Here is a 26,967-nt window from a genome sequence, read left to right as displayed (position 1 = left end):
AAAATCTGCCATCAATAATAGATAAATCTATTACCAACAACAGATATTGTAGAGCCCAAAAATGCTGTATTCCCTATTTAGTAAAGAATACAGCATTTAATATCAAACATTACATAAGAAAAAACGGAACGATGCGAAAACAAAATCCCCCTAACATAGCATTAAGGCAGTTTTATTTTCAAAACATTCCGCTAAACCCCTACTTGAAATAATATCTAACCAGTTCAAGCGCAGATTTTTCCATTAACTTCTTACCATACTCTGCTAATACATCTGGTGTCACATTTGTCTGATCGCCATATTCTAAAGCAATGGCCACTTCATCTTTAATTGATGCTTCAGAAGTTTCATTAACAAAGAAAATTAAGTGAAGGTAATAAGCTCGCTTATATTTAAATAAATTAGAAACTGCACCATCTAAATGTAATAATTTAGCTAATTGCACCACATTTTCAAAGTCCTGAAGTTTAATTACCACTTCACGTGTTGGTGTGTCTGGATCATTTAAATAATAGCTATAGTCGTCTTTAGCTTCAGCCTTTGCAGAAGGTTTAAGCGTTGTCCGTCGCTGTTTACCCTTGCCACCATCATTTTCCAATAATTGTTGCTTAATGTAGTCCGACACCGCATCGGAATCTTCAGTAAAGTCACTGCCAGACATACCACCTGGTGCATTTTTACTAATAAATAATTCCAAGCCATTCTTATTCGGTAATACCTGAAAGGTCACCGCGTCATTAGCCTGGAATTGGTGATCTGTATCGACTTCTTCAAGAATTGAATAGAAAAAATTTTCGATTTGTTTATGATTACCGAGCAAATCTAATACTGTAATTCCCCGCTCGGATAAATCTTCATTTTCAAGTAAAACGCGAATGGTATTTTCATTAATGCGTTCCATTTCCATATTTATTGCACCCCGCTTTTTTAATCCAGGTACAGCTCTACAAGTACATTGTACCCGAAATCAGTTGATTGTAAAGCAACGCGCATCTTTTTCTTACCATATAATGTTAGTTAATTTGACTATTGATTACAATATCCACAAATCAACATAAATTACACCTTATTATCGCTTATTTAAAGTGTTAATTGCAAATCTTTTTGCGCGACGGTTACTGGAATATCAGGACCGGTTGCTACTTCAGTTTCTGTTTTCAACTTCTTAAAATCTACTGTTTGTGGCAAATGACTGATTAATAAACTTTTAACTGCTGCATCTTTTGCCAGTAACCCAGATTGTGTAGTTGTCATATGCATAATGGTACCTGTTTTCCGCTTCAAGAAATTTGTGTCCGTAATTAATAAGTCGGCACGGCGCGCAAATTGCGGTAAAGCATCAAAATACGCAGTGTCAGCAGTATAAACTAATGTTTTACCGCTATCGCGCTCAACAATTCGCATAGCATAAGCAGGAACAGGATGAACCGTCGGCAAGAAGGTGATGTCAAACGGCCCAATGGTAGATTTGTGCTGTGCTTGGTAAGCTTTACCTTGCGTAATTCCCTGCATCGTCAGTGCGGCAAAATGTAGCGGATCAGCAGTATGCCCATAAATCGGCAGTACTGACTCTTTTTTATGCCCCTGATGTAATTGCCAATAATACTGTAGTACACCAACATCCGCAATGTGATCATGATGGTAATGAGATAACAAAACAGCATCTAATTGCAACGGATCTAAATGATGCTGCAAACTTAATAAAGCACCACTACCACAGTCCAACAACAAATTATAATTAGCTGTTTGCAATAAATAAGCACTGGTTCCCACATCATGGTATGGATACCCACCATACATTCCGAGAACTGTTAATTTCATAGTCATCAATTCCCCACTTTCAAACTAAATTGGTCGCCTTTATTATAACAGTTTTAATGAAAGATCTTCTAGTTAACAAACCTAGTTTTCTATTACCCATTCCTTTAAAAATGCGTTATGCTATAGGTGTAGACAATGTCAATTATGGTAAGGGGTGTCAGTGTCATGACTCGGCAAGTAATCGCAACTTTTGGAACTAAAGATGTTTTAACACAATATCTAAAACGCGAACCTAAACGGCATTTATTATTGCTGCAACCTGTTGCAGCAGATGCAGATTTCCAATTATTGGATTTATCTGATCGCACCACTTTTTTTAATTCCCCGTTCACCTATCAAGTTCGCTATCATTTCGGTCAAAAAGCATTAACTGGCTTTTTTAATTTTACGTATTTAACATTTGCAACACCAGATAAAGCTAAGGTTTTTACGACAAACTTTGCTGACCTTTCAGTTAATAGTCATAGGTTTATTGGTTTAAACCAACTATTTCTTTTAAAACTAGATGCACCGCAAATTGAATACATTATTTTTTCAAGTTGGCAACGCGATGTCGATTTCTTTAATTGGCGCAAGTCCAAAGACTTTCAAACATTAAAACCGTATATGCATGCAGGCGAGAACGTACAACAATTGCACCAAGCGAACTACACGATTCCTGAAAAAGACTAACGCTAACGCACAAATTTTCGATAAAACTAGGCAACTCACGCAATAGTGAGTTGCCTAGTTTTTATAATCGTTTAAATAAACAATTTAGCATGCACTGACATTAAATTTTAAGTTGGCGTGATCATCCGACAATATATTTTTGCGGTTAGCCACCAATAAACAATATAGACAGCTAAATAAATGGCTCCCAATAAATAAGCAAATGTTAAATCTAACTGATTTAACCAAATATTCAGGATGTGCAAGGCAAAGTAAGCATTGATAACACCTAGCGTGATCGGTAATAAAAAAGCAATGCCAGTTTGTAAATAAATAGTATGATTAATTTCACGTTGACTAATCCCTAGTTTAATGAGTAGCGCATACTGCTGCCGTTTTCCCGAGGCTTCAGCCAACTGTTTCAACATAATAATGCTCCCCGTTGCCATGATGAAAATCAAGCTAAAAAATCCAATGATATAAAAATCCAGACCAAACAGTGTGCGTAACCAGCGAGTAGCAGGATACCGTGCTTGTAACATGGGTAAATTATGCTGTGCTGCTGTAGTACGATGAACTTTACTTAACTGAAAAGTATGGAGGTTTTTAGGTGGCTGTCCTGTCTTTTGAGGATCAAAATAATGATAATGTTGCTGGTAACGGTCGATCAACTGCTGGCTTACCTGTTCACTGTGATGACTGCCCGCAAATTGAAAGGCCATTAAATGCGTCTGTGCATTAGCATTTAAACGCTGGAATACCGCATCGCTAACCACTAACCCAGTACCATTGACATAATTATTAGCACCATAAGGGAATGCTGCACTTACCTGCTTTACTTTAAGTTGCTTGACTGTTGTGGCTGTCAACCGGAGTGTCACCACCTGCTGTCGTTTAGTTTGCCCTGCATAAGCAAGTTTACGCAAAAGTAAAATTACTTGTTGATCATTGAGCCGAAATGCCGGTAAATTAGGCTGTAACCGGCGAGCCGCTTGATAGTCTTGTTGACTAATCACAGTTAGCGGGCCTGTAAATGCACCATAATGAAATCCCAGTAGTGAATCTAACTTGAACTGCGCACCAGTCACTTTAAATGTTGCTGGTTGTTTTTGTTGCACAGTCAACTGATGCTTAGTTAAATGCTGTGCTACTGCAGGTGCCAATTGTCGATCAACAGTTAATGCCAGCGGCTGATCAGTATTTAAACCGTCATAACTTGCGGTATAAATCATAGTAATACTACCTAAAACAGTTAGTGTAATTGCAGCTAAAATTGTTACCAGCCAAGAAATATTGACATGGCGGTGCAATCGCTGACTTAAGTTTGCCAAAGTAAATAAGCGAATTTTACGGTAGCTAAAACGGTACCAGTGGCGTAATTGCATTAATAAGGCTAGCAATGAAAAACGATAAAACAAAAAAGTACCTACTAACACAAACACTAAAATCAATAAAGGGACAATTATTGCTGCAGCTGCACCTAAAAATTTGAAATGCGGCAAAATTTCAGTGTAGAATTGTGCCATCCCATAAGCACTCGCCAATAAAGCCAAGCCTAATAAACCTAGTAAATACCGCCAGAAAGTTATTGGCACAACTTTATCCGTTACAGGTTGTCGAAATAATATTGCCAGCGGATAATGGGCAATTAAACCAGCATCAAATAGTGCCAAAAAAATATAAACCAATAAAAAGGTCCCGATGGTTTGCCCAATTGCCGCACCAGAAAACAACAATCCCACTGAAATTGATGCACCAATTAGTTTGACCAACAAGAGAGCAAATAATTTAGCCAATAAAATCCCTAAAAGTAGCCCTAATATGAGTGACAATAAACCTAACAATAAATTTTCCAAAAAGAAATAACCACTGATTCGCCAGCGCGACACACCTAGTAAATTAAATAACGCAATTTCTCGACGCTGCTGCTGAACAAAAAAAAGATTTGCATAAAACATAAACGCCACAATAAAAATTAAAATGAAGGCATTAGTCGACAGTAAACCATTTTTAATCATCTCAGCATCTGGAAGTGTGTGCCATAAATAAGGTGTTAATGCCAGTGCATTAAAGGCAAAATAAATGGTAATTGCTAAAGCACACGCAAACACATAAACAAAATAACGATTAAAATTTTGTCGTGCATTTTTAAAAGCCAGGCGCAGAAGCACCATTTGTTCGACCTCCCCCACCAATCGTTGCCTGCATATCAATCACTTGCTGAAAGAAAGATTGGCGGCTACCTTGACGAACAATTTCTGCAAAAAGTTGCCCATCTTTAATAAACAAAATACGGCGACAATAACTAGCAGTAAACGCATCATGAGTCACCATCACAACAGTTGTACCAGCTTTAGCGTTAATAATGGTTAAATAACGCAATAATTCTGTGGCTGCTTTAGAATCAAGACTTCCGGTGGGCTCGTCAGCAAACAATAAATGGGGCTGAGTAATAATTGCACGTCCGCAGGCCACCCGCTGTTTTTGACCAGGAGAAATATCATCAGGATAACGGTTTAACAATGAGTTTAAGCCTAAAATTCCCACAATTTTTTGCAGTGCTTGATTAATAGCCACAACAGAATAACCTGCAAGCGTTAAGGGTAACACCAAATTTTCACGAACAGTTAAGGCCGCCAATAAATTAAAGTCTTGAAAAATAAAGCCTAGTTGTTCACGTCGAAATTTAGCTAGTGCTGCGTTTTTCATATAGGTTACATTTTTTTGGTTCAAAAAAATCTGACCGCTAGTCGGTCGATCAATGGTCGACATCAAGTTTAACAAGGTCGTTTTTCCTGCTCCTGAAGGCCCCATAATGCCCACAAATTCACCTTGTAAAACTTGCAAACTGACACCAGCTACTGCAGTGACCAGATTAGCCCGGTGGCCATAAACTTTATGAACATCTTGAACATCAATCAACGGCATTTAATCAGTCCCTTTTTATGCATAGAATTCCGCCCTACGACGGTTGTACTTTTTACTAAAATTGCGTAAGCTTAAGCTAAAAATATTTCCAAGGAGACAACTTCATGTTTAGCGTATTTATCGTTGAAGACGATCAAACCATCACTGAATTAATTCGTGAAAAACTCAGCCAATGGCAATTAAAGACTTATGATGTGACCGATTTTAACGAAGTATTCAAACAATTTTTAACCATTAAACCGCAGCTGGTTTTGCTAGACATCAATCTACCTGTTTATGATGGGTTTTATTGGACCCAAAAAATTCGCCGTGTATCGCAAGTTCCAATTATTTTTATTTCTAGTCGTAACACTAACATGGACAAAGTCATGGCAATGAACATGGGCGGTGACGACTACATGACAAAACCTTTTTCTTTAGAAGTTTTAACGGCAAAAGTCAACGCCTTGTTGCGGCGGACTTATAATTATGCTAACCCTACAGGCAATACATTAGCTCATGGTGGTCTAGTTCTCAATTTACAAGATGGCAGCGTGCAAGTAAAGGAACAACAAATTGAATTATCAAAAACAGAATATAAATTGCTGCAACTATTATTACAGCACCATGGTCAAATTGTTAGCCGCGAAAAATTATTACGCGGTTTATGGCACGATGAACGGTTTGTAGATGATAATACATTAACGGTTAATATCAACCGACTGCGCAAAAAAATCGCTGCTACTGGTTTAAAACATTACATTGAAACTAAAACTGGCCAAGGTTACATGATTCCTTAGCCTAGCAATTAGAGGTTAACTAATGTCATTTTTTAAATATTTACGTGATCAACACCTAACCATCATTTTTTTTGCTGCTTGTTTGGCACTCACTGATTTTATGCTCTGGTTACAACCCAAAGAAGTAATGCCATGGCACGATTTATTGTACCTTAATTTATTACTTGGGCTCTTTTTTTGTGGCTTCCTTGTTGCGACTTATTGGCACCAGCGCCAGTGGTATTTGCAAATCAATTCCCGCTGTCAGGCTAAGGCAGCTGGGTTAAACTGGCGCTTAGAACAACCCCAGACTTTTGCACAACAACAAGTTGTTACTTATGTCAATCAATTATTAGATTACCACCAACAAAGCTTAGCACAGCTATTACGCCAAAACCAAGATCAAAAGGAATTTATCGCCAGTTGGGTTCATGACATTAAAGTCCCTTTGGCGGCACTACAAATGCTAAATGAAAGTTACCAAGACAGATTACCAGAAAAAATCAATTTTCAAATGACAGACGAATTAACCCGCATTGATCATTACGTTGAGCAAGTTTTATATTATTCACGCTTAGATGCCTTTTCTAAAGACTACTTAATCCAAGAACACGCATTAAAAACGATTATCAATCAGGTGGTACGTGATAACGCCACTTATTTTTTGCATAAAAAAATCCATTTTCAATTAAATGGTAAAAATTTAACCGTGTTAACTGATGAAAAATGGCTATACTTTATCCTTAACCAAATTATCGCAAACAGTTTAAAGTATACAGCTCCTAATGGACATATTACCGTAAATCTAAGTCAAACTGAACAAGGTGTTAAATTAAGCATTACCGACGACGGCATCGGCATTGCACCCCAAGATTTACAACGTATTTTTGATAAAGGATTTACGGGTAATAATGGTCGGCAAAAAGCTGTTAAAGCAACTGGCTTGGGCCTTTACTTAGCAAAACAGCTCAGTGAAAAGTTAGGTCATCAGTTAACCGCACAATCAACAATTGCCCAAGGTACGACACTAACCCTGTTATTTCCATTTTTAAGCTACTACAATGATGAATTTAACCGATTATTACGTTAAATAAAAACCACACTTTCTGCTAGTTGCCAAGCATTCGCCTAAAATTGGCCTTTGGAAACATAGCAAAAGTGTGGTTTGCTTAATTCTATTTAATTAAATTAGCCCATAACACAACTTTTCCTTGTGATAGAGATTGCTGAACATCAATGATGCGCTGATTAGCACTACCGCGAAATTGTAAAGTTAAATCTTTTTGTGCTAAGAGAAAACGTCCGTCCACCAAAACATCTAATTCACTTAACAATGTTAATTTATCAGGTGTCTCTTGTTGTAATTCATCCCAAGTATAGCCTGTCCAAGACCAAACATCTTTAGTGTGGCCAAATTCAGCCCGCAATCGTCTAACCAATGCTAAACAGACTTGAGTGTTGAGGAATGGCTCACCGCCTAGCAAGGTTAACCCCTGGACATAAGGTTCTGCCAAATCGGCTATAATCTGATCTTCTAATTCTTGTGTGTAAGGCTGTCCATAATTAAAATTTTGGGCAATCTTATTGTAGCAACCTGGACAAGCAAATTGACAGCCAGAAACATACAGACTATTACGGACCCCTTCACCATCAACAAAATTAAAGGGCTTATAATCCGCAATTTTTAATTGACTGAGTTCACTTGCTTGCCATTCTTGTGGTTGCGGATTTTGTGGTAATTTTTTGCTTGCCATTTGTTCTCCTTATTGTCTTGCTTGAGTAGTTTGATCATTTCCTAAAACCATGTGCTTAACTCGGGACGAAATCTCTTTGTGCCGGCCAAAGACCATTGGCCGTTGCAGTGGATTGCCTAAGTAGCCACAAGTCCGCTTAACCACATCACAAGTTTTTGGATCGTGATTGCCACATTGTGGGCATTCAAAGCCACGTTCCGTAGGGGTGAAATCCCCTTTGTAACCACATTTAAAGCACTGATCAATCGGTGTATTGGTGCCTAAATATGCAACCCGGTCATAAGCATAGTCCCAAACCGCTTCTAAAGCTTTAGGATTTTGTTTTAAATTGGGATACTCACAATAGTGAATAAAACCGCCCGCACTGTATTTTGGATAGTCTTTTTCAAAATCCAACTTTTCAAAAGGTGTCGGTGCTTTACGCACGTCATAGTGAAAACTGTTAGTATAATAATCTTTATCAGTAACATCTTTAACAGAGCCAAATTTCTTACGGTCTGCTTGACAGAAAGTGTTGGTTAAACTTTCTGCCGGTGTGCCATACACGCTAAAATGATAACCGTATTCTTTTTCCCAAGTGGCACAATGATCTGCCAACGCTTTAACAATTTCCAAAGTAAAAGCTTTAGCCGTTGGATTTTTTTCCCAAGCATGACCAAAGAAAACAGCACCGACTTCATATAAGCCAATATAGCCTAACGACACTGTTGCGCGGCGGTTTTTAAATAAATCATCCACAGAATCTTCTGGTTTTAAACGTTTGCCAAATGCTCCATGCTCATAGAGAATTGGCGCATTTTCTGGTGTCGCTTGCTTAGCTCGTTCAACTTTATAAACTAAGGCATCCTTACAAATCTGTAACCGTTCTTCCAATAATTTCCAAAATTTACTTTGATCGCCAGCGGTTTCCAACGCAATCCGCGGTAAATTAATGGTGACCACACCTAAATTCATCCGGCCGGAATTTACTTCCCGACCAGTTTCATCATGCCAACCTTGTAAAAAGCTACGGCATCCCATTGGTGCTTTAAAGGAACCAGTAAGTTCGACTAATTTGTCATACATTAAAACATCGGGATACATTCTTTTAGTGGCACATTTAATGGCTAATTGCTTAATATCATAATTTGGTTCACCAGGATTTAAATTTAAGCCCCGTTTAATGCTGTAAACTAGCTTAGGAAAAATCGCAGTTCGATGCTCCCGGCCTAAACCTTTAATACGCACTTGTAAAATTGACTGTTGAATGGCACGCTCAATCCAGCTAGTACCTAAGCCAAAACCTAAAGTTGTAAATGGCGTTTGCCCTTGGGATGAGTACAATGTGTTAATTTCATACTCTAAAGCTTGCATCGCATCATAAATGTCTTTTTGCGTTTTTGTTTTCGCAAATTGATGTTGCTTTGTATCACCCGTAATCCATTTTTGCGCATCCTGCAAATGTTTTTGATAATTAATCTTCGCAAACGGCGCTAACAATTCATCGACCCGGTCTGCAGAGCAGCCCCCATACTGGGAAGAGGCCACATTGGCGATAATTTGCGCCATTTGTGCAGTGGCAGTTTGAATTGAACGGGGGCTTTCAACTTCTGCATTGCCGATCTTAAAGCCATTAGTCAACATTTCTTTAAAATCAATTAAACAACAGTTAGTCATTGGGCTATAAGGTTGATAATCTAGATCATGCCAATGGATTTCTCCCTTTAGATGGGCATTAGCTACATGAGGTGGCATCATTTTCAAACCTTCAGCTTTAGCAACCGTCCCAGCTGTTAAATCACGCTGTGTGTTAAAAACATTACTATCTTTGTTGGCATTTTCATGAACAACAGTCGCATCTTTTTGTAGCAATTTTTGGATAGTAAAATTGATGTCAGTTGCTTGATTCCGCGCAAAATCCCGTTGTGTACGGTAATTAATGTATTCTTCTGCCAATTCATATTGGTGTTCTGCCAATAAAGTATGTTCTACAATATTTTGAATTTCATAAATTTTGACAGCATCTGTAAAGCGTGCTTGAACTTCCGCAACAACTTTATCTGTTATCATTTCAATTTTTTGATTAGTTAGCGGATCAAGTTTGCCATGAATGTGTTTTTCCGCTTTAACCAGTGCTTGATAAATTTTATTCGCGTTAAAAGTGACATGCCGGCCGTCGCGTTTAATGACCGTACTCACTTTTACAGCGTTTTTAGGTTTCATATTTAACATAACTTTGACGCCCTTTCGCAATGTGAAGAAATTAATTTACATCTTTTATGGTAACTGCTATTTGGAGATAAGTCAATATATAGCACTAAAATTAAAAAAATATTCCGTTTGACAACTATATATAGTATGTGCTAACGGAATAATTTCTAAAACTTATCATTGTGAACTTGTTATGCTAAACGCAATCAGTTACCTTCTATCATAGCAGATTATATTTTAATTCACAGCTACTTTATAACTATTAATTTCAAAAAAAAGCAGCACTAAATGTGCTGCTTTCACTATAAACGCTCAGTACCCTTTAAGCTTGTTGAATTGCCGTAATTTCATAAGGCGTCTCCGCTAAACTTGCTTTTAAAGCTGCCTCTTCAGCTTGACCGGTAATTAAGGCTTCACCGGCTTCTAAGTTAACTTTAACTGTTTTAACGTCAGGCAGATTTTCAAATGCTGCCGTCACACTTTTTACACAGCCATCACATTTCATACCTTTTATTTTAATTAATTGTGCCATTAATAACATTCCTTTCTTTATTTTACTGTTGTTAATTTTGGTGCTTTAAAGTGGCGTAGTCGTAAAGCATTTAACAGTACAGATACTGAACTAAAACTCATCGCCGCTCCAGCAATCATAGGATTGAGCAAAGGACCGCCGAACAAATAAAGTAATCCCATGGCCACCGGTACACCAACTAAATTATACGCAAAAGCCCAAAACAGATTTTCTTTAATATTACGCATGGTTTTACGGGATAATTCCAATGCAATCCCAACGGTTGCTAAGTCACTATTTAGCAATACAACATCGGCAGAATCAATCGCAACATCGGTCCCACTACCCATGGCAATGCCAATTTCAGCTTGTACCAATGCTGGCGCGTCATTGATGCCATCACCAACCATTGCAACTTTTTGCCCTTTTTGCTGTAAATCTTGGACCACTTTTGCTTTATCTGCTGGAAGCACCTCACTGACCACTTGGGATACGCCAACTTGACGCGCCACAGCAGCTGCCGTTTGCTGGTTATCTCCCGTTAACATGACAACCTGCCGACCGGTTTGCTGTAATTGCTGAATAGCCGCTTTACTAGTAGGTTTAATTGGATCAGCAACCGCCAATAATGCAATTAATCTATCAGCAACGCCTAAATATAATGGTGTTTTACCATCCGCAGCTAACTGTTGGGCCGTTGCCTCAGCTTCAGCAGTTTTAATTCCAGCCTGTTGCAGCCATCTTTGGTTACCCAAATACAAAGCCTGGTCATTCACTTGACCACTGATTCCATAACCTGGTGTAGCCTTAAAATTTGTCACTGCAATCGCCTGAACACCGCGGTCTTTAGCCGCTTGTAACACCGCCGTTCCTAATGCATGCTCTGAATAGCCTTCTAGCCCAGCTGCCAAAGCCAAAGCTTGGTGCTGCTGATAATGATTAAAAGTATATAGATCCGTTAAAGCTGGTTGCCCACTGGTAATGGTCCCCGTTTTATCTAAAACAATAGTTTCAACACCTTGAATTGCTTGTAATGCCGCGCCATCCTTAATTAAAATACCATTTTCAGCACCTTTACCAGTTCCCACTAAAATAGCAGTTGGCGTTGCTAACCCTAATGCGCAAGGACACGCAATCACTAAAACAGAAACAAAAATGGTCAGACTAAATGTTAAAGATTGGCCAGCAATCAACCAAGCCACTGCTGCAATGGTGGCTAATGCCATAATAATCGGAACAAAGTAGCCAGAAATAACGTCAGCCAATTGCGCAATTGGTGCTTTGCCTTCCTGTGCTTTTTCTACTAACTTTACAATTTGCGCTAAGACAGTGTGTTCACCTACCTGCGTTGCCTGATAGGTTAGTTCACCAGTTTGATTTAAACTAGCGCCGATTACTTTATCACCGGCTTTTTTAGCAACTGGTCGGCTTTCACCGGTGAGCATCGATTCGTCCACTTGGCTCTGACCGGTAAGGACAACCCCATCAACTGGAATGCTACTACCAGGTTTAACTAAAAGATGATCTCCTGCTTTTACTGTGCTCGCTTCAACACTGACCGGCTGCCCATCTTTAAGCAACAAGGCTTTTTTAGGGGCTAAATTGAGTAAGCTGGTTAAAGAGGCAGTGGTTTTTGCCTTGGCACGACGTTCAAAATATTTTCCTAATGTAATTAAGGTTAGAACAGTTGCCACAGCTTCATAATACAAACCACCGACTAGCGGATTTCCTGCCCAAACTAACAAAGTTTGGACAAAACTGTAACTAAAAGCAGCGGTAGTCCCTAGTGCAACTAACGTATCCATATTTGGATGTTTTTTGAACCAAGTACTAAAACCAATCACATAATAATTCCGGCTAAACCACATAACTGGCAACGTTAATAAAAGTTCTACCAAAGCTGTTAATCTTGGGGCCATTTCAACCTGCAACCAACTAGGCAAAGGCGCACCGATCATGCCGCCCATTGAAATGTACAGTAGCGGTAGTGCGAACAAGACAGACGCGATAAAACGCCGGCGCCAAGTACGTAATTCAACCTGTTTTTTATGCTGACGTTTAGCATCTGCTTCCGCAGCAGTCTCAACGTTTTGCGGAGCCGTAGCTAACTGTGCTTGGTACCCTGCATTACTAACAGCATCAATGATCTGTGCTGATTTAACCTGGTTTTTATCAAAACTAAGATGCAACTTTTCAGTCGCTAAATTAACGTCTGCACGGTAAACCCCCTGAATTTGATTTACAGCACGCGCAACTGCTTGGGCACAACTAGCACATACCATCCCACTAATTTGGTAAGTCGCCGTTTCTGCTAACAAGTGTGCGCCGTAACCCGCATCTTTCACTGCAGCCTCAATTGCCGCAACACTGGAAACTTGTGGTTCAAAATCCAACCGCATTTTTTCTGTGGCTAGATTAACTTGACAATCATGTACGCCTGGTAAACGGCTAGCAGCTTTTGTTACTGCTTGGACACAGCTGGCGCAAACCATGCCTTCCACCGAAAATCTTCCTTCCATTTTACTCACCTCAACAGACACTAGCATTTCATGTAAGCGGTAACCCTAACCGCTATTATCAATTTAGCACTTATGTTTACATTTGTAAACAAAGATAACAAAAAATAGGGGATTCCCTTATTTTAGGGAATCCCCTATCGAGAAAATTATTACTTAAGCTTTAAGGTCAAGGCATTTAAAGCAACAACTACTGTTGACAGTGACATCAAAACCGCACCAACTGCCGGGCTTAAGATTAAACCAATCGGCGCCAAGATACCTGCGGCAAGTGGCAGGGCAATAATGTTATACCCAGCACCCCACCAGAGGTTTTGCACCATTTTACGCATAGTCCGCCGCGCAAGGTTTAAGAAGTTCATAATGTCTGCTGGATCACTGCGTACTAAGACAACGTCAGCAGAGTCAATGGCAACGTCTGTACCAGCTCCAATCGCAACGCCAATTTCGGCTGCTGCTAAACTTGGTGCATCGTTAACCCCATCGCCAACCATTAATACATGGTGGCCAGATCCTTGGTAATCATTAATTAATTTTGTTTTATCTTCTGGTAATAATTGGGCATAAAAGTCTAACATTCCCAATTGCTTAGCAACAACACGCGCAACTTCCTGATTATCACCAGTTAACATCACTGGACGGATATTTTGTGCTTGTAGTTGCTGAATGAATTTCCGTGCATTTGGCTTAATCTGATCACCTTGGGCCACTAAACCTAGAACTTTTTGACCGGTAATTAAGAAACTAATTGAATTGCCTTTAGCAGCTAAGTCTTGATAAGTTTTGTGATCATAATCAATTTTATGCTGTTTTAAATAAGCTGCAGTGACAATAGCATACTTTTCGCCTGCGACTTCTCCTTGTAATCCGACACCAGATAACTGTTTAACTGCTTTGGCTTCTGGCACCGTGATTTTTTTGGCTTTGGCAGCTGCTAAAATACCCATCGCCAATGGATGACTTGAATTAGCTTCTAGTGCCGCTAAGGTAGTTAAAATTTGTGCCTTTGATTGATCTGCTAACGCGACAATTGCATTAACTTTAAAATTGCCTTCTGTTAACGTACCTGTTTTGTCCATCATGACTGTATCAATTTGCTTAGCACTTTCTAGTGCATTCCGGTTACGCAATAATAAACCATGGGTTGCACCTAAAGAAGTGCTCCGTGCAATGACTAAAGGAATTGCCAAACCTAATGCATGTGGGCAAGCGATAACTAAGACAGTTACTGTACGTGCTAAAGCCACGTTCAAACCACTTAATGGCAACCAAACGATAAAGGTCAATAGGCCAACGGTTGCCGCCGCATAAAACAACCAGCTAGCTACTTTATCTGCTAAATTCTCAGCTTTAGATTTACGCTGTTGAGCTTGTTGAACGAGCTTCATCACTTGGCTTAAATAGCCAGTTTCACCAGTGCCGGTAACTTTAATTGTCAAAGTACCTTCACCATTAACAGCACCGCCAATAACCTTGGCACCAGTAGCTTTTTCAACTAACTTAGCTTCCCCAGTAACCAACGCTTCATTAACTGCAGACTGACCAGCAACAACTTGGCCATCAGCTGGGATTTTTTCCCCTGCTTTAACGACAACTTGTTGATCGGTCTTCAAATTAGCTAAATCAACATCCTGAACCGTACCATCTTTTTGTACAACATGAGCCTGACCAGGCAATAGTGCTGCCATTTTTTCTAGTGCATTACCAGCGCTGCTAACAGCATTCATTTCTAACCAATGCCCTAGCAACATAATCGTAATCAATGTTGCTAATTCCCAGAAAAAGTCCATCTGGTGAGCGACATTGGCCATGAAGTGGTTAGCGATAAACGCCCATAAACTATAAATATAAGCAACCGAAATCCCCATTGCAATCAGCGTCATCATTGCTGGTTTACGCTGGGCTAATTCCATCTTACCCCCTTGCAAAAACGGTTTGCCACCATAGAAAAATAAGAAAGTTGCAATGATTAAAACTAACCAATCTGAACCGGTAAATGTAAATTGAAAGGGTAAATGAATCCCCATCATCGGGGTCAATAGTACGATGGGAATAGTTAAAATTAATGATACCCAAAATTTCTGCTTTAAATTCCCCATATGCATCATGTGACCACCATGCATCATCATATCATCATGATTCATATTACCCATATCGTGATTCATTTGCATTTTATCTGCCATATTTCAATCCTCCTGATTTTAAATTAATTTTGTTGACAAGTTCCTGGCTGACATTGACATTTATTAGGCAAGCAATTACACGGAACCTCTTTAGGCGCCGTTTTTTGTTTTGCCTGTAACATTGAGATTAAGTCTTGAATATCTTGCTGACTCAACGTTGTCTCTTGTATCATTTTTTCCAAAGTTTTACCAATTTTATGCTGGCAAAGCTGTTCGACAAACATCTCACTAGCTGTATTCATAGCTTGTTGTTCGGAAATTGCGGGCTGATATAAATACCGCTTACCATCACGCTTAGCGGTTAAAGCACCTTTTTTAACCAACCGGCCCACCAAGGTTTTTACAGTCGCTGCCTTCCACGCCATTTTCTTAGCTAGTAACTGACTAACTGTTTGACTACTGGCCTGCCCTAACGTCCAAATGATCCGCATGACTTGCCATTCTGCATTTGAAATATTTAATGCTGGGCTAATTTCCATTCATATCCGCCTTTTGTTTACAACTGTAATTTCATTTTTAAGTTTACATTTGTAGTCAGTAATTGTCAACTAAAACACTCAAAAAGCTTCAATATGCTGCGCAACTGCTTTAAAATCAGGATTATGTTATACTTATATTGTGTATATCACCAAGAATGAGGTGAAAATTGTGATTACCATTGTAACAAAAGACGGCGAAAAACATGATTTTAAAGACGCAACTCAAGTGGTCGTAATGTCTAAACACGGATCAAACGCTTATCCATTAGATAAATTTTTAGACGTTAAAGAACCGCGTCGTTACATCATATTTCATGACACCACCCTTTTATATGGGGTTAACATCAGTGACATTGACTCAATCAAAGTAAAGTAAAATAAAGCAGGAAACACCAGCAAAATTAATTGCTGATGCTTCCTGCTTTTTTGATGAACACATTGCTCAGTAGCTTAATGCCCAGTTACTAAGCTTTTGTTACTACTGATGATTCAACTAACTAGCCTTATTGAACTAACGCTTGATCAGCTAAATAGCGTTTTAATTTGCGCCGACAGCGTTCCAGTGCATTACGCCTTTGTAAATCAGTAATCTCAGCGACTAAGAAGGTACTTGATGCGCTATGCTTAATGGCTAATTCTTGATAAAACACGGCCCGCTCTAAATCTGATAACTGTCGAATAAAATCTGTTGCGTTTGCGCGAATAAAAACTTGATTAAAAGATTGAAAAGAACCGCGTGCACTAAGCTGCTGTTTAACTTCGAGCTTATCTAAAGGCACAGTGTGTCGATCAATCTGTCGTTTCTTTGCATTCTGTCGTCGAATCAAAGTATAAATTCGGCAAAGTAAGCACCTTTGATAGTAGCGACCAAAAGTCAACCGCGTATCTTCACGGTACCTTTGCGCAGCACGGAAACAGACTAGCCGCGCTTCCTGATCCCAATCATCTGCATCTAAAAGATGTAAATAATACCTTTGCTGCATCTTTTTTAGCATTGGTCGGTAGCGCTGAAATAGTTGCTCTAATGCTTGCGAATCACCATTAGCAGCATTCAAAATTAATTCTTTTGTCTCCATCATTTTGTTTTAACAAGCACGCATTATTAATTTAGCAAGTTAGAAAGCGCTTTACAAGCGAACTCATGTTTATTTGGCCGATTTATCCTGTGCTAATTGATCCCGCAAACGCGCAAGGGAAAATAACTGCTGTGTGTCCCAAGGTGAACGACGATTACGTTCACTTTCTCGATAATGCCGAACATCCTGTGCAATTTCTGCTTTAGCGCGGTTAATCATTAATTTAAATTCACGTGAAGAAATTCGAAAAGCACCACGAGAAAAGACTGTCCATTGTTCAGCTTGGTCACTAGTCACCACCGTAACCTGATTCAAACGATTTTGTAATTTACCTGCTAATTTTTCAATGTAACTATCTGCAGTTTCATCTTCTTGTGTCCAAACAACCTGCAGGTCATACTGAGCGTAACTCTGTGTAATCCCTGGTACATACATTGCATCAAACACTAAAATAATTTTAGCATCTTCATATTTACGGAATTCTGCTAATTGGGCTAACAACTGATCGCGCGCATCAGCGAGTTGGTCTGCATTCTTTAATTTGGCTAACTCTGGCCAATTACCGATAACATTGTAACCATCAATAATCAAAATTTCATGTTTCATGGTAATTCACCATTTTTCTGTTTAACTGTTAGTGCTTGATAAAGTAATAAGCCAGTTGCAACACTAGCATTTAAACTCTGAACGTGTCCGATCATCGGTAAAGTGACAATTTCATCCATTTCCTTTTTTAATAACGGAGAAATGCCCTTGCCTTCGTTGCCAATCACAATCGTAATGGCACCTTGTGCATTCCAATCCCGATAGTCTGTTCCTGCCATATCGGTACCAAATAACCAAACACCACGTTGCTTTAATTCTTTAGCCGTGGCCACTAGGTTAGTTACTCGGACAACTGGTACATGCTCAATGGCACCAGTCGATGTTTTTGCTACAGTGCTAGTTAAGCCAACGGAACGCCGCTTAGGAATGATAATGCCGTGGACGCCAACTGCATCAGCAGTCCGCATAATTGATCCTAAATTATGGGGATCTTCAATTTCATCCAGCATTAAGAAAAATGGTGGCTGCTTTTTAGCTGCAGCACGTGAAAACAATGTATCTAAATCAACATAAGCATACGGCGTAATCGCTAAAACAACGCCTTGGTGATTGCCATGATCACTCATCAAATCTAATTTTGTTTTAGGCACCCGTTGCACTGGTATTTTTTGGGCTTTTGCTTTTTTCTGTAAACTTTCTAAGGCCCCTGCCTTCAAACCAGCTTGCAAAAATAATTTATTGATTCGCTTAGCCCCTTCCGTTTGCAGCGTTTCTTGCGCAGCATGACGGCCAATCACAAAATCAGCTGCTTGGCTGTGCTGATTATTTTTGCCCATGAATGGCACCTTCTTCCACTTTGGCAATGCACCAATTCACAAGTTCCTCTAGCCGTTGCGACTGATTACTAAGCGCTAAATACCCGATTAACGCTTCAAAACCGGTTGAAATTCGGTAAGTGACTGCACTAGTATTTTTAGCGTGCGTATGACTATTAGCGTTACGCCCACGTTTATAAAAGCTCTGCTCCTCATCAGTTAAAATATTTTGTTTTAACATCATTTTAAGCAATCCTGCTTGTGCCTTAGCAGAAACAAAATAAGTTGCTCGGTGCTGTAACCTAGTCGGTTTTGTGATTCCTTTACTCAGTAAATGTCGCCGAATATAAACTTCATAACTCGCATCACCCATATAGGCTAGCGCAATGCCATTTAATTGCTGATAATCTACCTTTTCTGTCATGATTGCCTCCGCCAGCGCGTCCCTTGCGGTGTATCTTCCAATAAAATTCCTTGTTTTCGCAATAAATCACGGATTTCATCGCTGCGCTGATAATTTTTTTGTTTTCGTGCCATCTGGCGTTCTTTTAACAGATTTTCAATGTCTTGATCCAACAAAGCAGTTGGTTTAAACGTTACACCAAAAATTTGTAGCCAATCTGTAAAGCTGGTCAATAATTGTTGCAATGTTGCCGCGTGCACTTCTGGCTGCTCGCTGTAAATATTCATTAATTTAGCTAATTCATAAACTTGGGTCATCCCATTTTGTACGTTAAAATCGTCATCCATCGCAGTTATAAATGCCTGGGTTAAATCAGCAAGTTGCTGATCGACTTGCTGATCATGACCTGTAACAGTCTGCTTTTTACGGTAGTTTAAATTGTCATAAGCAATACGCAATTTTTGCAAATTATTAGCTGCTTCTGCTAGAGTTTCCTGACTATAGCGGATGGGACGCCGATATTGTGTGGTTGCCATAAAAAAGCGGATCACTTGCGGATCGATTTTCTTTAATAAGTCATGCACTGTCACAAAGTTACCTAATGATTTACTCATTTTTTCATCGTCCGCACCAATGGTAACAAAACCATTGTGTAACCAATAGTTGGCAAATGTTTGTCCAGTCTTAGCCTCACTTTGCGCAATTTCATTTTCATGGTGCGGAAATTCTAAATCTTGGCCACCACCATGAATATCAAAAGTTGGCCCTAAATATTTAATTGACATTACAGAGCATTCAATGTGCCAACCTGGTCGTCCGCGACCCCATGGTGCGTCCCAAGCAATCTCATTTGGCTTAGCCGCTTTCCACAGCGCAAAATCAATTGGATCTTGCTTCCGTTTTGTTTCTTCATCAACAGTGTGCTCACTAGCGCCTTGTTCTAATTGATCAATATTTTGATCTGATAGCTGGCCATAGTGTTTAAATTTACGGGCATGATAATAAACATCACCAGCTACAGTGTAAGCATAGCCTTTGTCCAACAACGCCTGAATGAAGGCGATAATTTCTGGAATGTTTTCCGTCGCCCGTGGTCGAACTGTTGCCGGTTCAATGTTTAATGCCGCTGTATCCTGATTAAACGCAGCAATATATTTAGCAGCTAACTGCGGTACTGTTACCCCATCTTTTTGAGCTTGTTTAATCATTTTATCATCGACATCAGTAAAATTAGAGACATAATCAACATCAAAACCCCGAAATTCAAGATACCGCCGAATGGTATCAAACGCAATTGCTGAGCGCGCATTACCAATGTGAATGTAATTATAAACCGTTGGCCCACAGACATACATTTTAACCTTTCCAGGTGTTAAGGGCTTAAAAACTTCTTTTTTCCGCGTTAAAGTATTATAAACTTGAAGCAAAACTGCCACCTCCAAATTATTTATCATGAAGTAAAAGCGCCTTTTGATTTTTCATCAAAAGACGCTTTACCGTGGTCCCACTTTTCTTTGAAGCTAAATAAACTTCCTTTTTCATTCGTTAACGTGAATGATTCCGACGACTACTACTTTAATCATAGTCGCACTCAAAGAGGCATTTCACTCCGTTTAACTACGCTTTTACAGCTACTGAGCGCTCTCTGTCAAGCTAAAAGAAGCTACTTATTCTTATCATCGTTTTAGTTTAATTCATTTAATGTGACCGCTAAATGATGCATAGCTTTTTCACGGCCTAACAACTCAATAGATTCGGCAATCGCCGGCCCGTGAGTTGCCCGTGTTGTTGCAATCCGAATTGGCATGTACAATTGACGACCTTTAACGCCGGTTTCTGCTCGTACTTGCTGGATAACACGGTTGATTTCAACTGCATCAAAAATTTTAATCTGCTTACTTAATTCCGCAAATTTTTGTAAAACAGTAGGCGCCGATTCAACTGCAAGTTCTTTTAAAGCAGCATCATCAAGTTTAGGTGGCTCTGTGAAGAAAACAGCCGACTCTTCCACAACCTGTGCTGCATAACTCATCTGATCATGGTATAAACCAATTAATGTCCGTGCCCATTCTATCGTTTTAGCATCTGGATTTTCTGGAATTCGACCTGCTTTAATTAATTGATATATGCCCATATCGGTTACGCGGTTGCTATCCGTCTTTTTCATGTACTGATTATTGACCCATTCCAACTTTTTAGCGTCAAATTTAGCTGGTGAACGACTTAACCGCTTCGGGTCAAACATTTTAATCAACTGTTTCCGATTGAAGATTTCATCTTCACCTACTGGCGACCAGCCTAACAAAGTAATGAAATTAAACATGCCTTCTGGTAAATAACCCAATTCACGGTATTGCTCAATGAATTGTAAAGTTGATTCATCACGCTTGGATAACTTCTTACCAGTCCGTGTATTAATAATTAACGTCATGTGTCCAAAAACTGGTGGTTCCCAGCCAAATGCTTCGTAAATCATCAATTGTTTAGGCGTATTGGCAATGTGATCATCACCACGTAAAACATGCGTGATTTTCATTAAGTGGTCATCAACCACAACCGCAAAGTTATAGGTTGGCATTCCATCTCGCTTCATGATGACGAAATCACCACCAATTGAATCTGAATCAAATTCAATGTGACCCTTAACTAAATCATCAAAGGTGTAGTTTTTATGCACTGGCACACGAAAACGAATGACAGGTTTAACTCCTGCAGCTTTTGCCTTTGCAATTTTAGCGGCTTTTTCTTCAGCTGTTAAGCCAGCATATTCATCTTCGTAATGTGGCATCTCGTGCCGTGCTTTTTGTGCTTCACGCTGCGCTTTTAACTCATCTTCACTGATGTAAGATTCATAGGCCAAGCCTTTATCAACTAATTCTTGAATTAACGGCCGGTAGATATCACCACGTTCTGATTGCCGATACGGACCAACATCGCCTGGCTTATCTGGGCCTTCATCCCAATCCATGCCTAACCATTTTAACATGGTTAATTGGCTTTTTTCGCCACCTTCAACGTTTCTCTTCGCGTCTGTATCTTCAATTCGGATAATGAATTTACCCTTATTATGCCGTGCAAAAAGATAGTTGAACAATGCCGTCCGTGCATTACCAATATGCAAATGTCCGGTTGGACTTGGTGCATAGCGAACACGAATATTTTTATTTGCCAATTAAATTCCGCCTCTTTCAATTTTCCTTTTTAAATTAAGCTAACTCATACAGTACTTCTAATTTTACTGGTCAATCAAATACTTGTAAAGGTAACCAGGTAATTTATTTATTATGTTCACGTAGACTTTTTTGTGCGTGAGCAGGTTTTGTGAAAATCATGCGGCCAGCTGCCGTTTGCAATGCACTAGTAACAGTTACTGCCAATGATTTATGCATGTAATACTTACCATCTTCTACTACCACCATAGTACCGTCATCCAAATAAGCAACACCTTGTTGACGCTCAGTACCAGATTTAACGACGCGCACCGTCATCTGATCACCAGGAATAACAGCTGGCTTCAAAGTATTGGCTAATTCATTAATGTTTAATACCGGCACATTTTGAAATTGGCTGACTTTATTTAGATTATAGTCGTTAGTAACCACAATGCCATCCACTAACTTGGCTAACCTGATGAGTTTACCGTCAACTTCAGTTAGATCTTCAAAGTCACCTTCATACATTTCAACCGGCATAGCATCTGTTTTCTGCAAATCATTCAAAATGTCTAGTCCGCGGCGACCACGCGTGCGTTTTAATGAATCCGCTGAATCAGCAATTAATTGCAATTCATGTAAAACAAAGTTAGGAATCAATAATGTGCCCTCGATAAAACCAGTTTGCGCAATTTCATAAATTCGCCCATCAATAATCACACTAGTATCCAAAACTTTGTATTTGTGAAAATTATCGTCTACTTTCCGATCTAAAACTTTTGCTTGTTCTTCAGGCGTTTCAATTGTAGCTTTTTTAGTCCGAATTTGTAGTAAACGACGCCAATCTTCCGTTCTGGTGGTCCCAATTCGAAAACCGATGTATCCCAATAAAATCATCAAAATAATAGGTAGCAACGTATTCATTAAGAAAAAATCCATCCGGTACAGCGGAATTGAAATAATATTTGCCAAAATTAGGCCGATAATAGTCGCTAAACTACCAAAAAGTAAATAAGTCGGTGTTTGTTTCCCGATAAAAGTTTCTGTCCGTTTGAGCAATCTATCAAACACACCGATGATTGGTCCCACCAAAAAGAATGAAAGAAAATAAGAAATAATTGCACCAACTAAAACATTAACTAATAAATTATTTAAATAGTGGATGGCCCCTAAACCGACTAATTGCCACAATAAAGGTAAAAATGTACCGGTTAGCGAGGCCCCAATCACAATGATCAATCCGATAATAATTCTTTTTTTCATGCTTGTCACCTTCTTTCAATCAAATGCTTTTTTCAGTGCTTCTGCAATCGTGGTCACGCCGATCACTTGAATCGTTTTAGGAACTTGTAAGCGCTTTGTATTATTTTTGGGAATAAAAATGCGCTTGAATCCTAATTTAGCCGCTTCATTAATCCGTTGTTCAATGCGATTAACACTACGAACTTCACCAGTCAATCCTAATTCACCCACAAAACAATCACGCGCTTGCGTTTCTTTATCCCGGTAAGAAGATGCAATGCTAACTGCTACAGCCAAATCAATCGCCGGTTCATTTAGTTTAACACCTCCGGCAGCCTTTAAATAGGCATCTTGATTTTGCAACATTAAATTGGCCCGCTTTTCTAAAACTGCCATAATCAACGCGGCACGGTTACGGTCAATCCCAGTAGTCGTCCGTTGCGCGTTGCCGAAAACAGTGGGGGTAATCAGCGCTTGAATTTCAACTAAAATGGGCCGTGTTCCTTCTAATGACACCACTACCGCAGAACCAGTGGCGCCAGCAAGACGCTCCTCTAAAAAAATTTCTGATGGATTAGCGACCTCGTGTAACCCGTCCATCTGCATTTCAAAAATCCCGATTTCATTAGTAGAGCCAAACCGGTTTTTCACAGCACGTAAAATTCGGTAAGTCCGTTGTTGATCACCTTCAAAATATAAAACTGTATCCACCATGTGTTCCAAAATTTTAGGCCCAGCAATAGCACCACCCTTAGTTACATGCCCGACGATAAAGACAGTAATTTGATTTTGCTTTGCTAATCTCATCAAATCTGCCGTTACTTCGCGAACTTGTGCAACACTACCGACAGCTGAATTTAAATCCGGTTCCTGCATGGTCTGAATGGAATCAATCACTAAATAATCTGGCTGCAATTGTTTTACTTGTTGTTGAATGCTGCCCATATCCGTTTCTGGGTACAAATATAATTGGCTATTGCCGACACCTAAACGATCGGCGCGCATTTTAATCTGAACCGCACTTTCCTCACCCGACACATAGAGAACCTTCTCTTGATGGCGGCTCAACTGGCCAGAAACTTGTAACAGTAAAGTTGATTTTCCAATACCAGGATCACCACCAACTAACACTAAAGAGCCAGGGACAATGCCACCGCCTAATACTCGGTTCAATTCAGCTAATTGGGTTTTTACCCGTGGTTCTTTTTCGACATTCACACTAGTCAGTAGCCGGGGTTTGGCAATTTGGCCAGCTAAATTAGACTGTGCGTGTACTTCTTTATTTTTTGTGGGCAATTTTTCTTCTACCATTTGGTTCCAAGCACCGCAATTCGGGCAACGACCTAAATAGCGCGGAGAATTATAGCCACAATTTTGACAGACAAATTGTGTTTTTGGTTTTGCCACAGCAGACATCCTTTTCTAGAGTATTAATTTTAGTTTAGCGCTTATTAACGGACTTAAAATCCAACCTTCGGCGGATATTAACGCCCAGAAGAACCAAAACCGCCAGTACGAGTGCTTAGTCCTCCACGATCACCATCAGCTTGTAAATAAGGCATAAAAATACCCTGGCCGATGCGGTCACCCTTTTTAATCACCACATCACGAATACCTAAATTAACTAACTGAAAGAAAATTTCGCCTTCATTTTTAGCATTATTATAATAATCAGCATCTACAATCCCAATGCCATTAGGTAAAATTAACCCGCGTTTAATCGGACCACTAGAGCGGTTAGCTAATAATAAGTATTCATCCGGTTGCATGTAAGCTTTGATTCCAGTAGGAACTAAAAGCGGCCGCAACGTTTTCTCAGCGGCTAAATAGTCTTGGTCGGTTAACGCTTGTTGCTTTCGCGCCTGCCACAACCAGTATAAAAAAGGCCTACGCCAAATACTGGGCAGTTTAAAATCAACTGCTGCCCGAAAATCATAGCCGGCTGCTTGTTTAGTTGCACGCTGAGGTAATTGTAAATTGGCCTCTTGGTAGTGGGTTACAATTTCAAATCCACGTTTCATAAAATAACTCCCTTATTCCGTTTACTTGCTGGTTATCTAACGCCTTTAATCATAGCATTTATTCCTTTAAATGGGTAATCAAGTGCCACTTTTTATACACCATGAAACTAGTGTCTTTAAATCGTTTTCTTGCCTTTTACTAAAACAAACTTTACAATAAATTTAATCATTATTATTGAGGAGGTTCCTTATGGAATTTGCGTATGAACCCGGCCGTTTTTATAATAACGATGCAACTGGGCGTTTGGTGGCCGAAGTAACTTTTCAAACACTCAAAAATGGTCAAATTTTAGCTGTCGACCACACATTTGTTCGAGAAGATCACCGCGGACAAGGCATTGCCCGTCAATTAATTGAAACGATGATCACTTATGCCAAAAAGAAACAGGCAAAAATTTTACCCATTTGTCCTTACGCTAAGAAATTTTTTGCTAAGCAACCTCAATATGCAGACATTGTCGCACAATAATACATTTAGTTAGCTGACAAATCATGAAGTAAAAGGTTAGAATAGACTTAATATCACATTAAAGGAGTGATGATTCTTGGCAAAAGAAATTAGTAAAGAAGCCATTTCAGATTATCAAGCAAAATTACATCAGGAGCCGCAGGCAGCGGCCTTAAAACGCGCCGTAATGAATAATGGGATTTTAGCAACTAGTGAAAACACCGATTCAAAGGTTGCGATGACCCCAACTTTTTCAATCGACCTAGCAGCGGAAAAAGTTTCCGATCAAAAACAAAGCGGTCGCTGCTGGATGTTCGCCGCTTTAAATACCATGCGGCGTAGCATCGCGGCACAGTTTAATTTAAAAGATTTTGAACTCTCCCAAAATTACACTAATTTTTGGGATAAGTTTGAGAAGGCAAACTATTTTTATGAAAACATTTTAAATACAGCTGACCAACCATTATCTAGTCGAAAAGTTGCATTTTTATTGGCAACACCGCAACAAGATGGTGGTCAGTGGGATATGTTGACAGCATTAATTGCTAAATACGGTATTGTGCCGCAATCTGTTATGCCAGAAACCTATAATAGTGAGCGTTCAAACGAAATTAACGCCACATTAAACCTTAAATTACGTAAAGATGCGGTTAGCTTGCGGCAAATGGTTGCTGATAAAGCAAGTGAAGCTGACATTGCTGCAGCAAAAAATCGCTTCTTAAGTCAAGATTATCGTTTATTAGTCTATGCTTTAGGCGAACCGCCAATGAAGTTTGATTTCCAATACCGCGATAAAGATAACCACTATCATTCAGACCGTGATTTAACGCCACAGCGCTTTTTTGAAAAATATGTGGGCTGGGATTTAGATCAATACCAGTCAATTATTAATGCACCAACAGCTGATAAACCTTACAATCATCTTTATACAGTTGAAATGCTAGGCAATGTTGTAGGCGGTCGACAAGTACGTCACCTTAATCTTGATATCAATACTTTCAAACAGTTGGCAATCAAACAATTGCAAGCTGGTGAAAGTGTTTGGTTTGGTTGCGATGTTGGACAATCTTCCGATCGTAAATTAGGTATCATGGACACTGCTATTTATGATAAAAATGCACTTTTCAACGTTGATTTAGATATGACTAAGGCACAACGATTAGATTATGGGGAAAGCATGATGACACATGCCATGGTCATCACTGGCGTTGACTTAGTTGCAGGCAAACCAACAAAATGGAAAGTTGAAAATTCTTGGGGTAATAAAGTTGGTGAAAAAGGTTATTTTGTAATGAGTGACGCTTGGTTAGACCAATACGTTTACCAAATTGTCATCAATAAAAAATACCTTTCTGACGACCTATTAAAAGCAACCAAAGAAGATCCAAAAGTTTTAGCACCATGGGATCCAATGGGCGCGCTAGCATAAAAAGATATTCACTTCGTGTAAAAACTAATAACTGAAATTGCAAC

Annotated in this window: 25 protein-coding genes and 1 other annotated feature; of the genes, 6 read left to right on the top strand and 19 right to left on the bottom strand. The window is 39.4% G+C overall.

Going from position 1 to position 26,967, the window contains the following annotated elements:
- Positions 1-199 precede the first annotated feature (199 nt).
- Positions 200-907, bottom strand: a complete 708-nt coding sequence (locus tag FC24_RS01280; protein ID WP_057873062.1) for an adaptor protein MecA — start codon at positions 905-907, stop codon at positions 200-202.
- A gap of 173 nt (positions 908-1,080) precedes the next feature.
- Positions 1,081-1,821 carry an MBL fold metallo-hydrolase gene (locus tag FC24_RS01275; RefSeq protein WP_057873063.1) on the bottom strand — a complete coding sequence of 247 codons (741 nt, stop codon included), beginning with the start codon at positions 1,819-1,821 and terminating at the stop codon, positions 1,081-1,083.
- Between the two features lie 165 nt (positions 1,822-1,986).
- Here FC24_RS01275 and FC24_RS01270 point away from each other — a divergent pair, with 165 nt between their 5' ends.
- A complete protein-coding gene (locus FC24_RS01270) occupies positions 1,987-2,493 on the top strand; it encodes a hypothetical protein (protein ID WP_057873061.1) in 507 nt (168 codons plus the stop codon).
- A gap of 107 nt (positions 2,494-2,600) precedes the next feature.
- On the opposite strand, the gene FC24_RS01265 is transcribed toward FC24_RS01270, so the two are convergent.
- Both FC24_RS01265 and FC24_RS01260 read right to left on the bottom strand, forming a co-directional pair.
- On the bottom strand, positions 2,601-4,646 hold the full coding sequence (locus FC24_RS01265) for an FtsX-like permease family protein (protein ID WP_057873060.1): 2,046 nt from the start codon (positions 4,644-4,646) through the stop codon (positions 2,601-2,603).
- The gene (locus FC24_RS01260) at positions 4,621-5,400 is read right to left on the bottom strand and encodes an ABC transporter ATP-binding protein (RefSeq protein ID WP_057873059.1); all 780 of its coding nucleotides are present in this window, start codon (positions 5,398-5,400) and stop codon (positions 4,621-4,623) included. The genes FC24_RS01265 and FC24_RS01260 overlap by 26 nt, the downstream gene beginning before the upstream one ends.
- Before the next feature lie 104 nt (positions 5,401-5,504).
- Between FC24_RS01260 and FC24_RS01255 the strand changes: the two genes are divergently transcribed.
- Complete coding sequence (locus tag FC24_RS01255; RefSeq protein WP_057873058.1) at positions 5,505-6,179, top strand: response regulator transcription factor; 675 nt, start codon at positions 5,505-5,507, stop codon at positions 6,177-6,179.
- Positions 6,180-6,201: 22 nt separating this feature from the next.
- A complete protein-coding gene (locus FC24_RS01250) occupies positions 6,202-7,248 on the top strand; it encodes a sensor histidine kinase (protein WP_057873057.1) in 1,047 nt (348 codons plus the stop codon).
- 85 nt (positions 7,249-7,333) lie between these two features.
- On the opposite strand, the gene nrdG is transcribed toward FC24_RS01250, so the two are convergent.
- The 6 genes from nrdG to FC24_RS01220 all read right to left on the bottom strand — a co-directional run bounded on the left by nrdG (position 7,334) and on the right by FC24_RS01220 (position 15,791).
- Positions 7,334-7,912 (bottom strand): anaerobic ribonucleoside-triphosphate reductase activating protein, encoded by a 579-nt coding sequence (gene nrdG, locus FC24_RS01245; protein WP_057873056.1) that lies wholly within the window; start codon positions 7,910-7,912, stop codon positions 7,334-7,336.
- A 9-nt stretch (positions 7,913-7,921) separates the two neighbouring features.
- Positions 7,922-10,123: an anaerobic ribonucleoside-triphosphate reductase gene (gene nrdD / locus FC24_RS01240; RefSeq protein WP_057873055.1), complete on the bottom strand. Its 2,202-nt coding sequence runs from the start codon at positions 10,121-10,123 to the stop codon at positions 7,922-7,924.
- Positions 10,124-10,424: 301 nt separating this feature from the next.
- Entirely contained in the window at positions 10,425-10,634 is a 210-nt protein-coding gene (locus tag FC24_RS01235) for a heavy-metal-associated domain-containing protein (protein ID WP_057873054.1), read from the bottom strand.
- 17 nt (positions 10,635-10,651) lie between these two features.
- Positions 10,652-13,132: a heavy metal translocating P-type ATPase gene (locus FC24_RS01230; protein ID WP_057873053.1), complete on the bottom strand. Its 2,481-nt coding sequence runs from the start codon at positions 13,130-13,132 to the stop codon at positions 10,652-10,654.
- Between the two features lie 149 nt (positions 13,133-13,281).
- Entirely contained in the window at positions 13,282-15,312 is a 2,031-nt protein-coding gene (locus tag FC24_RS01225) for a heavy metal translocating P-type ATPase (RefSeq protein ID WP_057873052.1), read from the bottom strand.
- A gap of 23 nt (positions 15,313-15,335) precedes the next feature.
- Positions 15,336-15,791 (bottom strand): CopY/TcrY family copper transport repressor, encoded by a 456-nt coding sequence (locus FC24_RS01220; RefSeq protein WP_057873051.1) that lies wholly within the window; start codon positions 15,789-15,791, stop codon positions 15,336-15,338.
- A gap of 169 nt (positions 15,792-15,960) precedes the next feature.
- Here FC24_RS01220 and FC24_RS01215 point away from each other — a divergent pair, with 169 nt between their 5' ends.
- Positions 15,961-16,167: a hypothetical protein gene (locus FC24_RS01215; RefSeq protein WP_057873050.1), complete on the top strand. Its 207-nt coding sequence runs from the start codon at positions 15,961-15,963 to the stop codon at positions 16,165-16,167.
- A gap of 127 nt (positions 16,168-16,294) precedes the next feature.
- Here FC24_RS01215 and FC24_RS01210 read toward each other — a convergent pair whose 3' ends face one another.
- The 9 genes from FC24_RS01210 to FC24_RS01170 all read right to left on the bottom strand — a co-directional run bounded on the left by FC24_RS01210 (position 16,295) and on the right by FC24_RS01170 (position 25,046).
- The gene (locus FC24_RS01210; RefSeq protein WP_057873049.1) at positions 16,295-16,870 is read right to left on the bottom strand and encodes a helix-turn-helix domain-containing protein; all 576 of its coding nucleotides are present in this window, start codon (positions 16,868-16,870) and stop codon (positions 16,295-16,297) included.
- 66 nt (positions 16,871-16,936) lie between these two features.
- The gene (locus FC24_RS01205) at positions 16,937-17,473 is read right to left on the bottom strand and encodes an NYN domain-containing protein (protein WP_057873048.1); all 537 of its coding nucleotides are present in this window, start codon (positions 17,471-17,473) and stop codon (positions 16,937-16,939) included.
- Positions 17,470-18,249, bottom strand: a complete 780-nt coding sequence (rlmB, locus tag FC24_RS01200; protein ID WP_057873047.1) for a 23S rRNA (guanosine(2251)-2'-O)-methyltransferase RlmB — start codon at positions 18,247-18,249, stop codon at positions 17,470-17,472. The genes FC24_RS01205 and rlmB overlap by 4 nt, the downstream gene beginning before the upstream one ends.
- Positions 18,236-18,652 carry a Mini-ribonuclease 3 gene (locus FC24_RS01195; RefSeq protein WP_057873046.1) on the bottom strand — a complete coding sequence of 139 codons (417 nt, stop codon included), beginning with the start codon at positions 18,650-18,652 and terminating at the stop codon, positions 18,236-18,238. Before FC24_RS01195 ends, rlmB begins: the two co-directional genes overlap by 14 nt.
- Positions 18,649-20,058, bottom strand: a complete 1,410-nt coding sequence (cysS, locus tag FC24_RS01190; protein ID WP_057873045.1) for a cysteine--tRNA ligase — start codon at positions 20,056-20,058, stop codon at positions 18,649-18,651. Before cysS ends, FC24_RS01195 begins: the two co-directional genes overlap by 4 nt.
- Positions 20,059-20,112: 54 nt before the next feature.
- Positions 20,113-20,320: a binding site (T-box leader), on the bottom strand.
- Positions 20,316-21,803 (bottom strand): glutamate--tRNA ligase, encoded by a 1,488-nt coding sequence (gltX, locus tag FC24_RS01185; RefSeq protein WP_057873044.1) that lies wholly within the window; start codon positions 21,801-21,803, stop codon positions 20,316-20,318. Its footprint overlaps the feature before it by 5 nt.
- Positions 21,804-21,906: 103 nt before the next feature.
- The gene (locus tag FC24_RS01180; RefSeq protein ID WP_057873043.1) at positions 21,907-23,046 is read right to left on the bottom strand and encodes a PIN/TRAM domain-containing protein; all 1,140 of its coding nucleotides are present in this window, start codon (positions 23,044-23,046) and stop codon (positions 21,907-21,909) included.
- A 15-nt stretch (positions 23,047-23,061) separates the two neighbouring features.
- Positions 23,062-24,432 carry a DNA repair protein RadA gene (gene radA / locus FC24_RS01175; protein ID WP_057873042.1) on the bottom strand — a complete coding sequence of 457 codons (1,371 nt, stop codon included), beginning with the start codon at positions 24,430-24,432 and terminating at the stop codon, positions 23,062-23,064.
- Between the two features lie 77 nt (positions 24,433-24,509).
- Positions 24,510-25,046 (bottom strand): dCTP deaminase/dUTPase family protein, encoded by a 537-nt coding sequence (locus FC24_RS01170; protein ID WP_057873041.1) that lies wholly within the window; start codon positions 25,044-25,046, stop codon positions 24,510-24,512.
- Positions 25,047-25,236: 190 nt separating this feature from the next.
- Between FC24_RS01170 and FC24_RS01165 the strand changes: the two genes are divergently transcribed.
- Both FC24_RS01165 and FC24_RS01160 read left to right on the top strand, forming a co-directional pair.
- Complete coding sequence (locus FC24_RS01165) at positions 25,237-25,515, top strand: GNAT family N-acetyltransferase (RefSeq protein WP_057873040.1); 279 nt, start codon at positions 25,237-25,239, stop codon at positions 25,513-25,515.
- A gap of 76 nt (positions 25,516-25,591) precedes the next feature.
- Entirely contained in the window at positions 25,592-26,923 is a 1,332-nt protein-coding gene (locus FC24_RS01160; RefSeq protein ID WP_057873039.1) for a C1 family peptidase, read from the top strand.
- The last annotated feature ends 44 nt before the right edge of the window (positions 26,924-26,967 follow it).

The sequence above is a fragment of the Loigolactobacillus rennini DSM 20253 genome (assembly GCF_001436505.1).
Taxonomy (GTDB): Bacteria; Bacillota; Bacilli; order Lactobacillales; family Lactobacillaceae; genus Loigolactobacillus; species Loigolactobacillus rennini.
Note: the sequence above shows the minus strand (reverse complement) of the source record. Positions and strands in the feature narration are given on the sequence as shown.

Coding starts and splice junctions, on each gene's coding strand:
- FC24_RS01195 (WP_057873046.1), bottom strand. CDS start 18,652: ATGACAGAAAAGGTAGATTATCAGCAATTAAATGGCATTGCGCTAGCC.
- FC24_RS01265 (WP_057873060.1), bottom strand. CDS start 4,646: ATGGTGCTTCTGCGCCTGGCTTTTAAAAATGCACGACAAAATTTTAAT.
- rlmB (WP_057873047.1), bottom strand. CDS start 18,249: ATGGGCAAAAATAATCAGCACAGCCAAGCAGCTGATTTTGTGATTGGC.
- FC24_RS01270 (WP_057873061.1), top strand. CDS start 1,987: ATGACTCGGCAAGTAATCGCAACTTTTGGAACTAAAGATGTTTTAACA.
- FC24_RS01280 (WP_057873062.1), bottom strand. CDS start 907: ATGGAAATGGAACGCATTAATGAAAATACCATTCGCGTTTTACTTGAA.
- FC24_RS01180 (WP_057873043.1), bottom strand. CDS start 23,046: ATGAAAAAAAGAATTATTATCGGATTGATCATTGTGATTGGGGCCTCG.
- FC24_RS01205 (WP_057873048.1), bottom strand. CDS start 17,473: ATGAAACATGAAATTTTGATTATTGATGGTTACAATGTTATCGGTAAT.
- FC24_RS01275 (WP_057873063.1), bottom strand. CDS start 1,821: ATGAAATTAACAGTTCTCGGAATGTATGGTGGGTATCCATACCATGAT.
- FC24_RS01235 (WP_057873054.1), bottom strand. CDS start 10,634: ATGGCACAATTAATTAAAATAAAAGGTATGAAATGTGATGGCTGTGTA.
- FC24_RS01210 (WP_057873049.1), bottom strand. CDS start 16,870: ATGATGGAGACAAAAGAATTAATTTTGAATGCTGCTAATGGTGATTCG.
- nrdD (WP_057873055.1), bottom strand. CDS start 10,123: ATGTTAAATATGAAACCTAAAAACGCTGTAAAAGTGAGTACGGTCATT.
- FC24_RS01220 (WP_057873051.1), bottom strand. CDS start 15,791: ATGGAAATTAGCCCAGCATTAAATATTTCAAATGCAGAATGGCAAGTC.
- FC24_RS01255 (WP_057873058.1), top strand. CDS start 5,505: ATGTTTAGCGTATTTATCGTTGAAGACGATCAAACCATCACTGAATTA.
- FC24_RS01250 (WP_057873057.1), top strand. CDS start 6,202: ATGTCATTTTTTAAATATTTACGTGATCAACACCTAACCATCATTTTT.
- FC24_RS01170 (WP_057873041.1), bottom strand. CDS start 25,046: ATGAAACGTGGATTTGAAATTGTAACCCACTACCAAGAGGCCAATTTA.
- FC24_RS01225 (WP_057873052.1), bottom strand. CDS start 15,312: ATGGCAGATAAAATGCAAATGAATCACGATATGGGTAATATGAATCAT.
- nrdG (WP_057873056.1), bottom strand. CDS start 7,912: ATGGCAAGCAAAAAATTACCACAAAATCCGCAACCACAAGAATGGCAA.
- FC24_RS01260 (WP_057873059.1), bottom strand. CDS start 5,400: ATGCCGTTGATTGATGTTCAAGATGTTCATAAAGTTTATGGCCACCGG.
- FC24_RS01230 (WP_057873053.1), bottom strand. CDS start 13,132: ATGGAAGGAAGATTTTCGGTGGAAGGCATGGTTTGCGCCAGCTGTGTC.
- FC24_RS01165 (WP_057873040.1), top strand. CDS start 25,237: ATGGAATTTGCGTATGAACCCGGCCGTTTTTATAATAACGATGCAACT.